The 13396-nt window shown below is 71.5% G+C and carries 12 protein-coding genes; 5 read left to right on the plus strand and 7 right to left on the minus strand.

What is annotated here, in order from left to right:
• Positions 1-3 precede the first annotated feature (3 nt).
• Genes tkt through pgl form a run of 5 tightly spaced genes read left to right on the plus strand, consistent with a single transcriptional unit; the run spans position 4 to position 6589 of the window.
• A complete protein-coding gene (gene tkt, locus ACWC97_RS25900; protein WP_352275042.1) occupies positions 4-2106 on the plus strand; it encodes a transketolase in 2103 nt (700 codons plus the stop codon).
• Between the two features lie 34 nt (positions 2107-2140).
• Positions 2141-3259 carry a transaldolase gene (tal, locus tag ACWC97_RS25905; protein WP_352275041.1) on the plus strand — a complete coding sequence of 373 codons (1119 nt, stop codon included), beginning with the start codon at positions 2141-2143 and terminating at the stop codon, positions 3257-3259.
• Between the two features lie 5 nt (positions 3260-3264).
• Positions 3265-4797, plus strand: coding sequence for a glucose-6-phosphate dehydrogenase (gene zwf, locus ACWC97_RS25910; RefSeq protein WP_352275040.1), 1533 nt, complete (start codon positions 3265-3267; stop codon positions 4795-4797).
• Positions 4794-5810: a glucose-6-phosphate dehydrogenase assembly protein OpcA gene (gene opcA, locus ACWC97_RS25915; RefSeq protein ID WP_450651849.1), complete on the plus strand. Its 1017-nt coding sequence runs from the start codon at positions 4794-4796 to the stop codon at positions 5808-5810. The genes zwf and opcA overlap by 4 nt, the downstream gene beginning before the upstream one ends.
• Positions 5807-6589: a 6-phosphogluconolactonase gene (pgl, locus tag ACWC97_RS25920; protein ID WP_450651851.1), complete on the plus strand. Its 783-nt coding sequence runs from the start codon at positions 5807-5809 to the stop codon at positions 6587-6589. The genes opcA and pgl overlap by 4 nt, the downstream gene beginning before the upstream one ends.
• 64 nt (positions 6590-6653) lie before the next feature.
• Here the strand turns inward: pgl and ACWC97_RS25925 are convergent, their stop codons facing one another.
• The 7 genes from ACWC97_RS25925 to ACWC97_RS25955 form a co-directional block, all read right to left on the minus strand.
• A complete protein-coding gene (locus ACWC97_RS25925; protein ID WP_450651853.1) occupies positions 6654-8195 on the minus strand; it encodes a PH domain-containing protein in 1542 nt (513 codons plus the stop codon).
• A complete protein-coding gene (locus tag ACWC97_RS25930; protein WP_450651855.1) occupies positions 8192-8695 on the minus strand; it encodes a PH domain-containing protein in 504 nt (167 codons plus the stop codon). The genes ACWC97_RS25925 and ACWC97_RS25930 overlap by 4 nt, the downstream gene beginning before the upstream one ends.
• A 4-nt stretch (positions 8696-8699) precedes the next feature.
• Positions 8700-10352 carry a glucose-6-phosphate isomerase gene (gene pgi, locus ACWC97_RS25935; RefSeq protein WP_352275035.1) on the minus strand — a complete coding sequence of 551 codons (1653 nt, stop codon included), beginning with the start codon at positions 10350-10352 and terminating at the stop codon, positions 8700-8702.
• A gap of 152 nt (positions 10353-10504) precedes the next feature.
• The gene (locus ACWC97_RS25940) at positions 10505-10840 is read right to left on the minus strand and encodes an RNA polymerase-binding protein RbpA (protein WP_266720873.1); all 336 of its coding nucleotides are present in this window, start codon (positions 10838-10840) and stop codon (positions 10505-10507) included.
• A gap of 109 nt (positions 10841-10949) precedes the next feature.
• On the minus strand, positions 10950-11186 hold the full coding sequence (secG, locus tag ACWC97_RS25945) for a preprotein translocase subunit SecG (RefSeq protein WP_352275034.1): 237 nt from the start codon (positions 11184-11186) through the stop codon (positions 10950-10952).
• A gap of 115 nt (positions 11187-11301) precedes the next feature.
• The gene (gene tpiA, locus ACWC97_RS25950) at positions 11302-12090 is read right to left on the minus strand and encodes a triose-phosphate isomerase (protein WP_352275033.1); all 789 of its coding nucleotides are present in this window, start codon (positions 12088-12090) and stop codon (positions 11302-11304) included.
• Between the two features lie 6 nt (positions 12091-12096).
• The gene (locus ACWC97_RS25955; RefSeq protein ID WP_352275032.1) at positions 12097-13308 is read right to left on the minus strand and encodes a phosphoglycerate kinase; all 1212 of its coding nucleotides are present in this window, start codon (positions 13306-13308) and stop codon (positions 12097-12099) included.
• Positions 13309-13396 lie beyond the last annotated feature (88 nt).

Below are 13396 nucleotides of genomic sequence, written 5' to 3' on the forward strand. Positions count from 1 at the left end.
AGGGTGAGCACCAAGCCGATCACCACAGATCTCCAGTGGACCGAATTGGACCAGCGGGCCGTGGACACCGTGCGTGTCCTCGCCGCGGACGCCGTACAGAAGGTCGGGAACGGACACCCCGGTACGGCCATGAGCCTGGCTCCCGCCGCGTACACCCTCTTCCAGAAGGTGATGCGGCACGACCCCGCCGACGCCGACTGGACCGGGCGCGACCGGTTCGTGCTCTCGGCGGGGCACAGCAGCCTGACCCTGTACATCCAGCTCTACCTGGCCGGGTACGGCCTGGAGCTGGACGACCTCAAGGCATTCCGCACCTGGGGCTCGAAGACCCCGGGCCACCCCGAGTACGGCCACACCACGGGCGTCGAGACCACCACCGGCCCGCTGGGCCAGGGTGTCGCCAACGCCGTGGGCATGGCGATGGCCGCCCGCTACGAGCGCGGCCTCTTCGACCCGGACGCGGCCCCCGGCACCTCCCCCTTCGACCACATGATCTGGGTCGTCGCCGGTGACGGCTGCCTCCAGGAGGGCATCTCCGCGGAGGCGTCCTCGCTGGCCGGCCACCAGAAGCTCGGCAATCTGGTGCTGCTCTGGGACGACAACCACATCTCCATCGAGGGCGACACGGAGACCGCGGTCTCCGAGGACACCCTGAAGCGGTACGAGGCGTACGGCTGGCACGTCCAGCGCGTCGAGCAGCTGCCCAGCGGCGACCTGGACCCGGCGGGTCTGTACGCCGCGCTCCAGGCGGCCAAGGCCGAGACGGAGCGCCCGTCGTTCATCGCGGCCCGTTCGATCATCGCCTGGCCGGCGCCGGGCGCCCAGAACACCGAGGCCGCGCACGGCTCGGCGCTGGGCGACGAGGAGGTCGCCGCCACCAAGCGGGTCCTCGGCTTCGACCCGGAGAAGACCTTCGAGGTCGCCGACGAGGTCATCGCGCACACCCGTCAGGCGCTGGACCGCGGCCGCGAGGTGCGGGCCGAATGGGAGAAGGGCTTCGCCGCCTGGCGCACCGCCAACCCGGAGCGCGCCGCCGCGTTCGACCGGATCTCGGCCGGCGAGCTGCCCGCGGGCTGGGAGGACGCGCTCCCGGTCTTCGAGCCGGGCAAGGGTGTCGCGACCCGGGCCGCCTCGGGCAAGGTGCTCCAGGCGCTCGGTGCGATCGTCCCCGAGCTGTGGGGCGGCTCCGCCGACCTCGCGGGCTCGAACAACACCACGATCGACAAGACGTCGTCGTTCCTCCCGGCGGACAACCCGCTGCCGGGCGCGGACCCGTACGGGCGCACGATCCACTTCGGCATCCGCGAGCACGCCATGGCCGCGGCCATGAACGGCATCGCGCTGCACGGCAACACCCGCATCTACGGCGGCACCTTCCTGGTGTTCTCCGACTACATGCGCAACGCGGTGCGGCTGTCCGCGCTGATGCACCTGCCGGTGACGTACGTGTGGACGCACGACTCGGTCGGTCTCGGCGAGGACGGCCCGACCCACCAGCCGGTGGAGCACCTGGCCTCGCTGCGCGCCATCCCGGGGCTGAACATCGTCCGCCCGGCCGACGCCAACGAGACCTCCGTCGCCTGGCGGGAGATCCTGCGCCGCTACACCAAGGTGTTCGGCAAGGGCGCCCCGCACGGTCTGGCGCTGACCCGCCAGGGCGTACCGACGTACCCGGTCAACGAGGACGCGGCCAAGGGCGGTTACGTGCTCTTCGAGGCCGAAGGGGCCGACGGGCGGAGCACGGCTCCGCAGGTCCTGCTGATCGGTACGGGCTCCGAGGTGCAGCTCGCCGTGGAGGCGCGCGAGGAGCTCCAGGCGGCCGGCATCCCGACCCGGGTGGTCTCGATGCCGTCGGTCGAGTGGTTCGAGGAGCAGGACCAGGCGTACAAGGACAGCGTGCTGCCGCCGTCCGTGAAGGCGCGCGTGGCGGTGGAGGCCGGGATCGCCCTGACCTGGTACCGCTACGTGGGCGACGCGGGCCGGATCGTCTCGCTGGAGCACTTCGGCGCCTCGGCCGACGCCAAGGTCCTCTTCCGCGAGTTCGGCTTCACCGGCGGGCACGTCGCCGCCGCGGCGCGGGAATCTCTCGCGGCAGCCACGCGCTGACGCCGTTATACGACTAGTAGGAGATGCATTTCTCATGACAGACGCACTCAAGCGCCTCTCCGACGAGGGCGTGGCGATCTGGCTCGATGACCTGTCGCGCAAGCGGATCACCTCCGGCAACCTCGCCGAGCTGATCGACCAGCAGCACGTCGTGGGCGTCACCACGAACCCGTCGATCTTCCAGAAGGCGATCTCTTCCGGCGACGGGTACGAGCAGCAGCTCACCGACCTCGCCACCCGCAAGGTCACCGTCGACGAGGCGATCCGCATGATCACCACGTCGGACGTACGGGACGCGGCCGACATCCTGCACCCGGTCTTCGAGGCCACGGAGGGCCAGGACGGCCGGGTCTCCATCGAGGTCGACCCCCGGCTGGCCCACCACACCGCCGCCACCGTCGCCGAGGCCAAGCAGCTGGCCTGGCTGGTGGACCGGCCCAACACGCTCATCAAGATCCCGGCGACGAAGGCCGGTCTCCCGGCGATCACCGAGGTCATCGGCAAGGGCATCAGCGTCAACGTCACGCTGATCTTCTCGCTGGAGCGCTACCGCGAGGTCATGGACGCCTACCTGGCGGGCCTGGAGAAGGCGAAGGCCGCGGGCCTGGACCTGTCCCGGATCCACTCGGTGGCCTCCTTCTTCGTGTCCCGGGTGGACACCGAGATCGACAAGCGGCTCGACGCCGTCGGCACCGACGAGGCCAAGGCCCTCAAGGGCAAGGCGGCCCTCGCCAACGCCCGGCTCGCCTACCAGGCGTACGAGGAGGTCTTCTCCTCGGACCGCTGGGCCGCCCTCGACAAGGCGCACGCCAACAAGCAGCGCCCGCTGTGGGCCTCGACCGGTGTCAAGGACCCCGCGTACAAGGACACCCTGTACGTGGTCGACCTGGTCGCCCCCGGCACCGTCAACACCATGCCCGAGGCCACCCTGGAGGCCACGGCCGACCACGGCCGGGTCACCGGCGACACCATCACCGGCAGCTACGAGCAGTCCCGCGCCGAGCTGGACGCCGTGGCGAAGCTCGGCATCTCGTACGACGACGTCGTCCAGCTCCTGGAGGACGAGGGCGTCGAGAAGTTCGAAGCGGCCTGGATCGACCTGCTCAACTCGACCGAGGCGGAGCTCAAGCGCCTCGCCCCTTCGGAGGGCTGACCACCTTGTCCGGTGTTCTCGGAGCCAATCCGCTTCGTGACCCCCAGGACCGACGGCTCCCGCGCATCGCGGGGCCGTCGGGTCTGGTGATCTTCGGCGTCACGGGCGACCTGTCCCGCAAGAAACTGATGCCGGCCGTGTACGACCTGGCCAACCGCGGTCTGCTGCCGCCGGGCTTCTCCCTGATCGGGTTCGCCCGCCGCGAGTGGCAGGACGAGGACTTCGCGCAGGAGGTCCACGACGCCGTCAAGCAGCACGCCCGTACGCCGTTCCGTGAGGAGGTCTGGCAGCAGCTCATCCAGGGGATGCGCTTCGTCCAGGGCAACTTCGACGACGACGAGGCGTTCGAGCAGCTGAAGACCACGATCCAGGAGCTGGACAAGGCGCAGGGCACGGGAGGCAACTTCGCCTTCTACCTGTCCGTGCCGCCGAAGTTCTTCCCCAAGGTCGTCCAGCAGCTCAAGAAGCACGGACTCGCCGACCAGAAGGAGGGCTCCTGGCGGCGTGCCGTCATCGAGAAGCCCTTCGGCCACGACCTGAAGAGCGCGCAGGAGCTCAACCGGATCGTGCACGACGTGTTCCCGCCCAACGAGGTCTTCCGCATCGACCACTACCTGGGCAAGGAGACGGTCCAGAACATCCTGGCGCTGCGGTTCGCCAACACGATGTTCGAGCCGATCTGGAACAGGTCGTACGTCGACCACGTCCAGATCACGATGGCCGAGGACATCGGCATCGGCGGCCGGGCCGGCTACTACGACGGGATCGGCGCCGCCCGTGACGTCATCCAGAACCACCTGCTCCAGCTGCTGGCGCTGACCGCGATGGAGGAGCCCGGCTCCTTCCACCCGAAGGCCCTGGTCGCCGAGAAGCTGAAGGTGCTCACGGCCGTCGAGCTGCCGGAGGACCTGGGCAAGCACACGGTGCGCGCGCAGTACGCGCACGCCTGGCAGGGCGGCGAGGAGGTCCTCGGCTATCTGGAGGAGGACGGGATCGACCCCAGGTCGAAGACCGACACCTACGCCGCGATCAAGCTGACGATCAACAACCGCCGCTGGGCGGACGTGCCGTTCTACCTCCGTACCGGAAAGCGGCTCGGCCGCCGGGTCACGGAGATCGCGGTCGTCTTCAAGCGGGCCCCGTACCTGCCCTTCGAGTCCGGTGCCACCGAGGAGCTGGGCGGCAACGCGCTGGTCATCCGGGTCCAGCCGGACGAGGGCGTGACCGTGCGGTTCGGCTCCAAGGTGCCCGGCACCTCGATGGAGGTCCGGGACGTCACGATGGACTTCGCGTACGGCGAGTCCTTCACGGAGTCCAGCCCGGAGGCGTACGAGCGGCTCATCCTCGACGTGCTGCTCGGCGACGCCAACCTCTTCCCCCGGCACCAGGAGGTCGAACTCTCCTGGAACATCCTCGACCCGATCGAGGAGTACTGGGACAAGCACGGCAAGCCCGCCCAGTACCCGGCGGGCACCTGGGGTCCGGCCGAGGCCGACGAGATGCTCGCACGAGACGGACGGAGCTGGCGCCGGCCATGAAGATCGATCTCACGGAGACCACTTCCAGCAAGATCAACCAGGCGCTGGTCGCGGCGCGCCGGGCCATCGGCACCCCGGCCATCGGCATGGTGCTCACCCTGGTCATCGTCACCGACGAGGAGAACGCGTACGACGCGCTCAAGTCGGCCGGTGACGCCTCGCGCGAGCACCCCTCCCGGATCATCGCGGTGATCAAGCGGGTCAGCCGGTCGGCGCGCAGCCGGCGGGACGCCCGGCTCGACGCCGAGGTGCGGGTCGGTTCCGACGCGGGCACCGGCGAGACGGTCGTCCTGCGCCTCCACGGCGAGCTGGTCGACCACGCCCAGTCGGTGGTCCTGCCACTGCTGCTGCCGGACGCCCCGGTCGTGGTCTGGTGGCCCCAGGACGCGCCCGCCGATGCGGCCAAGGACCCGCTGGGCGCGCTCGCCCAGCGCCGCATCACCGACGCGTACGCCGCGGAGCACCCGGGCAGCGAGCTGGCGGTCCGCGCCGACGCGTACAGCCCGGGCGACACCGACCTGGCCTGGACCCGCATCACGCCGTGGCGTTCGATGCTGGCGGCCGCGCTCGACCAGCAGCAGGTCCAGGTCGTCTCGGCGACCGTCGAGGGCGAGTCGGAGAACCCGAGCTGCGAGCTGCTCGCCATGTGGCTCGCCGACCGGCTCCAGGTGCCGGTGGAGCGCACCGTCTCCGCCGGTCCCGGTCTGACGGCCGTACGGATGGAGACCAAGAACGGCGTCATCGTCCTGGACCGCCCCGACGGCTCGCTGGCCACGCTCTCCATGCAGGGCCAGCCGGACCGCGCGGTGGCGCTCAAGCGGCGGGAGACATCGGAGCTGCTCGCCGAGGAGCTGCGCCGGCTCGACCCGGACAACACCTACGCGGCCACGGTCAAGTTCGGTGTGGACAAGCTCGGCGGGCGGCCGGAGCCGGAGCCGAAGCCGACCGAGGCCGAGGCCGCCGCCCCGGCCCCCGCGAAGAAGAGCGCGGCCAAGAAGGCGGCGGCCAAGTGAACACCCCGCAGCTCGTCGTGCACCGCGACAAGGAGCTGATGGCCCAGGCGGCCGCGGCCCGGCTGATCACCCGGATCGTGGACGCCCAGGCCGCCCGCGGCCGTGCCTCGGTGGTCCTCACCGGCGGGCGCAACGGCAACGGCCTGCTGGCCGCGCTCGCCGCCGCGCCCGCCCGGGACGCGGTCGACTGGTCGCGGCTGGACCTGTGGTGGGGCGACGAGCGCTTCCTGCCGGAGGGCGATCCGGAGCGCAATGTCACGCAGGCCCGCGAGGCCCTGCTGGACGCGGTGGCGCTGGACCCGTCCCGGGTGCACGCGATGCCCGCCTCGAACGGCCCGTGGGGCAACGACGCCGACGCGGCGGCGGCCGCGTACGCCGAGGAGCTGGCCGCCGCGGCCGGTCCCGAGGACCACGGCCCGGTGCCGACGTTCGACGTGCTGATGCTGGGCGTCGGCCCGGACACCCATGTCGCGTCGCTCTTCCCGGAGCTGCCCGCGGTGCGGGAGACCGAGCGCACCGTCGTCGGTGTGCACGGCGCCCCCAAGCCGCCGCCCACCCGTATCTCGCTCACGCTGCCCGCGATCCGGGCGGCGCGCGAGGTGTGGCTGCTGGCCGCGGGCGAGGACAAGGCGGAGGCCGCGGAGATCGCGCTCTCGGGTGCCGGGGAGATCCAGGCCCCGGCGGCCGGTGCGTACGGGCGCAGCCGCACTCTGTGGCTGCTGGACGCGGCGGCGGCCTCCCGGCTGCCGCGCGCGCTCTACCCGCCCGCCTCGCCCTGACATACCGTCACCCCGCTTGGCACCAGGCCCGGTCCGCTCCTCGGAGCGGGCCGGGCCCGCGGCGTCACGGGGTGGGCGGGACGCGCTCCAGGAAGGGCTCCAGCAGGCCGGGGACGGCGCGGGCGGCGAAGTCGAGGCCCTCGCCCGCGTCCGTGTCGTACGCCGTGTACGCGCCCGATCCGGCGGCCGTGGTCGCGGTGACGCTCAGCACTCCGGCCCGGCGCTGGAAGTAGGTCCGGCGGACCGTCCAGCCGATGATCCCGGCCCGCTCCAGCGCGGCGGTCGAGCGCCGCACCGTGCCCGAGCGCACCACCAGGTGGTCGCCGCTGAGGGTGTGCCCCAGGCTCCGGTACGCGTCCCGGGCGAGCAGCAGCCCGACGGGGAGCGCGACGGTGATCCAGCCGAGCGCGGTCCAGAGCAGCACCGGCGTCAGCACCGCGCCCAGCACGGCCTGGAGGGCCGCCGGGACGGCGACGGCCCACAGCGCCCGGCGGAGCCTGCGGCCGAGGGCCGCCCGGGGGTGTGCGGTCAGCGGGGCCCCGGTCGGGGAGTCCGTCCGGCGGAGCACGTCGGCGGCGACCGCGTCGGCGACCCGGCGGGGCGCGGCGGGGAGCAGGGTGTTCCGGTCGGCGTGCCGCTCCTCCTCGTCCTTGGCGAGGCCGGTGGTGATCGCGTCGACGCGGGCGGCGCCCAGGGCCCGGACGCCGAGCGGTTCCACCACGTCGACGCCGCGCAGCCGCCGCTCCTCGATGGAGACGGACCGGGAGGTCAGCAGCCCCCGCCGGACGCGCAGCGTGCCGCCGGGCTCCCGCTCCAGCCGGTAGTTCCACCACATCTCGACCCAGAGGCCGAGCGCGCCGACCACCCCGGCGGCCACCGCGGCCAGGACGAGGACGAGGATCATGACGGGGACCGAGGTGTCCCGGAACCGGTCGCCGACCCAGGCGATCACCTGTCGCTGGGCGCCGAACCAGTCGCTGACCTGCATCACGCTCCCGGCCGCCGCACCGCCGAGCGCGGGGGCGACGAAGGAGACGGGCGCGTAGCGGATCCAGCGCGGGTCCAGGGTGGCGAGGCGGCCCTCGCGGGGGGAGCCGGGGGCGGTTCCGGCCGTACGCTCCAGCAGTGCGCGGCGGAGCCGTTCGCCCTCGGGGCGGGCGACCGGGTCCAGCTCCAGGGTGGAGTCGTGGCCGGCCTGCTCGCCGGTGCCGATGCGGACGGTGACCAGACCGAGCACCCGTTGCAGCGGATGGGCGGTGAGGTCGACGCTGCGGATCCGCTCGCGGGCCAGGGAGCGCTTCTTGACCAGGAAGAGGCCGGTGTGGAGCTCGACCCGTTCGGCACCGATCCGGTAGCGGGTGCGGCGCCAGCGCACGTACTCGCCGGCCGCCACGGAGCCGATGAGCAGGACGGCCCCGGCGACGACCCAGGCGACGGCGGCGGGGGTTCCCAGCCGCCCGGCCAGGCCGAGCGTGGTGGGCACGGCCGCGCCGGCCACCACCCCGGCCATGACCAGCGCGCCGACCAGGACGGCGCGCGGGTCCAGCGGACACCAGCCGGTGGCGGGGAGGTCGGTGGTACCGGTCTCCGCCGTCTCGGAGGTCATGTGGCGTCCCCGGGGGTGGACCGGGTGATCCTGGTCAGCCGCTCGGCCAGCTCGGCCGCCGTGGTGTGGTCGAGGCCCCCGACGCGGATCGCGCCCCTGGCCGACGCGGTGGTCACGGTGACCGTCGCGAGCCGGAAGAGCTGTTCGAGCGGTCCGCGCACGGTGTCCACGGTCTGGATCCGGGACATCGGGGCGATCCGCCACTCCTGCCTCAGGAGGCCGGTCCGGACGTACACCGCCTCCTCCGTGACCTCCCAGCGGTGGGTCCGGTACCACCAGAAGGGGAGGAGGACGGTGCCGCAGGCGCCGAGCACGACGAGGATCGCGGCGGGCAGCAGCAGCCAGAACCGGGCCGGCCCGATGAGCAGGCCCAGTACGGCCAGCACCGCCACCGGGGCCGCCGTCAGCAGCAGACACCGGGTCCGCCACCACCACACGGCCCTCGGGTCCAGCATGTTGCGCGGCGGCCGCAGCCGCACCGTCCCCTCCCCCGTGGTCATCGGCTCAGCGCCCCCGGCGGGCCCGGTAGGCGCGGACCAGCGCGGCGGTCGAGCTGTCCAGCCGCTCGCCCTCCTCGGCGCCGGTGAGCACCGGCTCGATCTTCTTGGCGAGGACCTTGCCGAGCTCGACGCCCCACTGATCGAAGGAGTCGATGTTCCAGACGGCGCCCTGGACGAAGACCTTGTGCTCGTAGAGCGCGATCAGCTGGCCGAGGACGGACGGGGTCAGCCGGTCGGCGAGGATCGTCGTCGTCGGGTGGTTGCCCCGGAAGGTCTTGTGCGGCACCAGCTCCTCGGCGACGCCCTCGGCGCGCACCTCCTCCGGCGTCTTGCCGAAGGCCAGCGCCTGGGTCTGGGCGAAGAAGTTGGCCATCAGCAGATCGTGCTGGGCGACCAGGCCGGGCAGCAGGTCGGCGACCGGCTCGGCGAAGCCGATGAAGTCGGCCGGGATGACCTTGGTGCCCTGGTGGATCAGCTGGTAGTAGGCGTGCTGGCCGTTGGTGCCGGGGGTGCCCCAGACCACCGGGCCGGTCTGCCAGTCGACCGGGTTGCCGTCCCGGTCGACGGACTTGCCGTTGGACTCCATGTCGAGCTGCTGGAGGTACGCGGTGAACTTCGACAGGTAGTGGCTGTACGGCAGCACGGCGTGCGACTGGGCGTCGAAGAACGCCCCGTACCAGACGCCCAGCAGCCCCATCAGCAGCGGGACGTTCTCCTCGGGCGGCGCGGTGCGGAAGTGCTCGTCGACGAGGTGGAAGCCGTCGAGCATCTCGCGGAAGCGGTCCGGGCCGATGGCGATCATCAGGGAGAGCCCGATCGCCGAGTCGTAGGAGTAGCGGCCGCCGACCCAGTCCCAGAACTCGAACATGTGGGAGGTGTCGATGCCGAACCCGGCGACCTTCTCCGCGTTGGTGGAGAGCGCCACGAAGTGCTTGGCGACCGCGTCCTGGCCGGCCCGCAGGCCGGTGAGCAGCCAGTCGCGGGCGGAGGTGGCGTTGGTGATCGTCTCGATCGTGGTGAAGGTCTTCGAGGCGATGACGAAGAGCGTCTCGGCCGGGTCGAGGTCGCGCACCGCCTCGTGGAGGTCGGCACCGTCGACGTTCGACACGAAGCGGAAGGTCAGCTCCCGGTCCGTGAAGGAGCGCAGCACCTCGTACGCCATGGCGGGGCCGAGGTCGGAGCCGCCGATGCCGATGTTGACGATGTTGCGGATGGGCCTGCCGGTGTGGCCGGTCCACTCCCCCGACCTGATCCGGTCGGAGAAGTCGGCCATCCGGTCGAGCACGGCGTGCACACCGGGCACCACGTTCTCGCCGTCGACCTCGATCACCGCGTCGCGCGGGGCGCGGAGCGCGGTGTGCAGGACCGCGCGGTCCTCGGTGGTGTTGATCTTCTCGCCGCGGAACATGGCGTCCCGCAGCCCCGCCACGTCGGTGGCCGCGGCGAGCGCGCGCAGCAGCCGCAGCGTCTCGTCGGTGACCAGGTGCTTGGAGTAGTCGACGTACAGATCGCCGACGCGGAGGGTGTATCCGGTGCCGCGCTCCGGATCGGCCGCGAAGAGCTCCCGCAGGTGGGTGGTGCCGAGCTGTTCGCGGTGCTTGCCCAGTGCGGTCCACTCGGGCGTCTGGTCGAGCCTGGTTCGGCTAGGTGTGTTCATCCCGGAAATCAGCCCACTTCTTCTCGTGCCTGCAGTTGCCCCGCTGCGCCTCCCAACCTAATTGATCGGGGGCACCGGCGAGGCGCGGGCGGCGCGCGGCACGGCGGAAGCAGCCCGGCCGGGCACCCTGGGGGTGCCCGGCCGGTGAACTTCTAGATCTCGCCCCGGAGTTTCGCCAGGGCCTCGGCGAGGATCGCCTCGCCGTCGGCGTCGCTACGCCGCTCCCGTACGTACGCGAGGTGCGTCTTGTACGGCTCGGTGCGCGGCGGTGCCGGGGGGCTGTCCCGGTCCTGACCGGCCGGGAAGCCGCAGCGCGGGCAGTCCCAGGTCTCCGGTACCTGCGCGTCACTGGCGAAGCTCGGCTGGGTCTCGTGCCCGTTCGAGCACCAGAAGGAGATGCGGAGGCGCGGCGCGGACTCACCGCGCTCGGCCTCCCCCATCGGCCCCGCTCCGACCCGGCTTCCCCGGATCGCGTTGCCACTTGCCACGGTCGTAACTCCCTGCGTGATGGTGCTCGAAGGTGCACCAGTCTACGTAAGGCCCAACGCGCGTCCAGTGAAAGGAGTTACACCATCACCGGGATTCGCGTACGACGGGTCAGCTGTCCAACTTGATCAGCAGACCAAGCGCCACAATGCACGCGAACCAGGCCAGTCCGACAACCACGGTGATGCGGTCGAGGTTCCGCTCGGCGACCGAGGAGCCGCCGACGGACGACTGCATGCCGCCGCCGAACATGTCGGAGAGGCCGCCGCCCTTGCCCTTGTGCATCAGCACCAGCAGCATCAGCAGCAGGCTGAAGACGATCAGGGCGATCTCGAACGCCAAAATCACGGCTGGTCCCTACTTTCCGGAATTCCTCTGGACTGCATGTGCGAACGGCGGGGGCCGGAAGGCTGCTCCCTCCACGGCCCCCGCAAGAGTACGACGGATCGGCGCTACCGCATACTCACTGGTCGCGGAAGCGGACGATCTTGACGAACTCGTCGGCGTCCAGCGCGGCACCGCCGACCAGAGCGCCGTCGACATCGGGCTGCGCCATGATCGCGGCGACGTTGCCGGACTTCACCGAGCCGCCGTACTGGATGCGGACACCGTCGGCCAGCTCCTGGGAGTACAGCTCGGCCAGCCGGCCGCGGATCGCACCGCAGACCTCCTGGGCGTCCTCCGGGGTGGCGACCTCGCCGGTGCCGATGGCCCAGACCGGCTCGTACGCGATCACGACGGACGCGGCCTGTTCGGCCGGTACGTCCTTCAGGCCCCCGTCGAGCTGCGCGAGGGTGTAGGAGACCTGGTCACCGGCCTTGCGGACGTCCAGGCCCTCGCCGACGCAGAGGATCGGGGTCAGGCCGTGCTTGAAGGCGGCCTTCACCTTGGCGTTGCAGAGCTCGTCGGTCTCACCGTGGTACTGGCGGCGCTCGCTGTGGCCGACCGCGACATAGGCGCAGCGGAGCTTGGCGAGCATCGGGCCGGAGACCTCACCGGTGTACGCGCCGGAGTCGTGCGCCGAGATGTCCTGGGCGCCGAACTTGATCTTCAGCTTGTCGCCCTCGACCAGGGTCTGCACGGACCGCAGGTCGGTGAAGGGCACCAGGACGGCGACCTCGACGGCGTCGTAGTCCTTGTCGGTCAGTGCGAAGCCGAGCTTCTGGGTGTGGGCGATGGCCTCCAGGTGGTTGAGGTTCATCTTCCAGTTGCCCGCCATCAGCGGGGTCCGGCCATGGGCAGTAGCAGTCATGAAAGGTCAGTCCTCCAGTGCGGCGAGGCCGGGGAGCGTCTTGCCCTCGAGGTATTCGAGGCTGGCACCGCCACCGGTCGAGATGTGTCCGAACGCGTTCTCGTCGAAGCCCAGGGTGCGGACGGCGGCGGCGGAGTCGCCACCGCCGACCACGCTGAAGCCCGGGGAGTCGACGAGGGCCTGGGCGACGGCCCGGGTGCCCTGCGCGTAGTCGGGGTGCTCGAAGACGCCCATGGGGCCGTTCCAGAAGACGGTGGCGGCGTCGGCGAGCTTCGAGGCGTACAGCTTGTTGGTCTCGGGGCCGTTGTCCAGGCCGATGAAACCGGCCGGCATGGCGTCGGCGGGCACCGTGCGGTGCTCGGTCGGGGCCTTGGCCTTCAGGTCCGGGAACTGCTCGGAGACCACGACGTCGACGGGGAGGACGAACTCCACGCCCCGGTCCTCGGCGCGCTTGAGGTACTCCAGCACCGCCGGGATCTGGTCCTCCTGGAGGAGCGAGCTGCCGACCTCGTGGCCCTGGGCCTTGAGGAAGGTGTACGCCATGCCGCCGCCGATCAGGATGCGGTCGGCGCGCTCCAGCAGGTGGTCGATGACGCCGAGCTTGTCGGAGACCTTGGAGCCGCCGAGCACCACGGCGTACGGGCGCTCGACGTTCTCGGTGAGCTTCTTCAGGACGCCGACCTCGGTGGCGATCAGATCGCCGGCGGCGTGCGGGAGGCGGGCCGGGAGGTCGAAGACCGAGGCGTGCTTGCGGTGCACGGCACCGAAGCCGTCGCCCACGTACAGGTCGGCGAGTTCGGCGAGCCGGTCGGCGAACGCGCCGCGCTCGGCGTCGTCCTTGGACGTCTCGCCCGGGTTGAAGCGCAGGTTCTCCAGGACGGCGACCTGACCGTCGCCCAGTGCGGCGACCGTGGCGCGGGCCGACTCGCCGACCGTGTCGGTCGCGAACGCGACGTCGGTCCCGATGAGTTCACCGAGCCGAGCGGCGGCGGGCGCCAGCGAGAAGGCCGGGTCCGGGGCGCCCTTGGGACGGCCCAGGTGCGAGGCGACGACGACCCGCGCGCCGGCCGCGACCAGCTTCTTCACGGTCGGTGCGACGGCGCGGATACGGCCGTCGTCGGTAATGGTGGTGCCGCTCAGCGGCACGTTGAGGTCGGCACGCACGAACACGCGTTTGCCGGTGACCCCTTCGGCGATCAGTTCATCGATCGTCTTCATCTTGCTGGACTCCTTGGAGAGCGGGAGAGCATGCCACGGGGCCCGAACGGCGCGACGTTGCGCTGTTCGAGCCCCGTGCTCACATCGA

Source organism: Streptomyces sp. NPDC001108 (assembly GCF_053598535.1).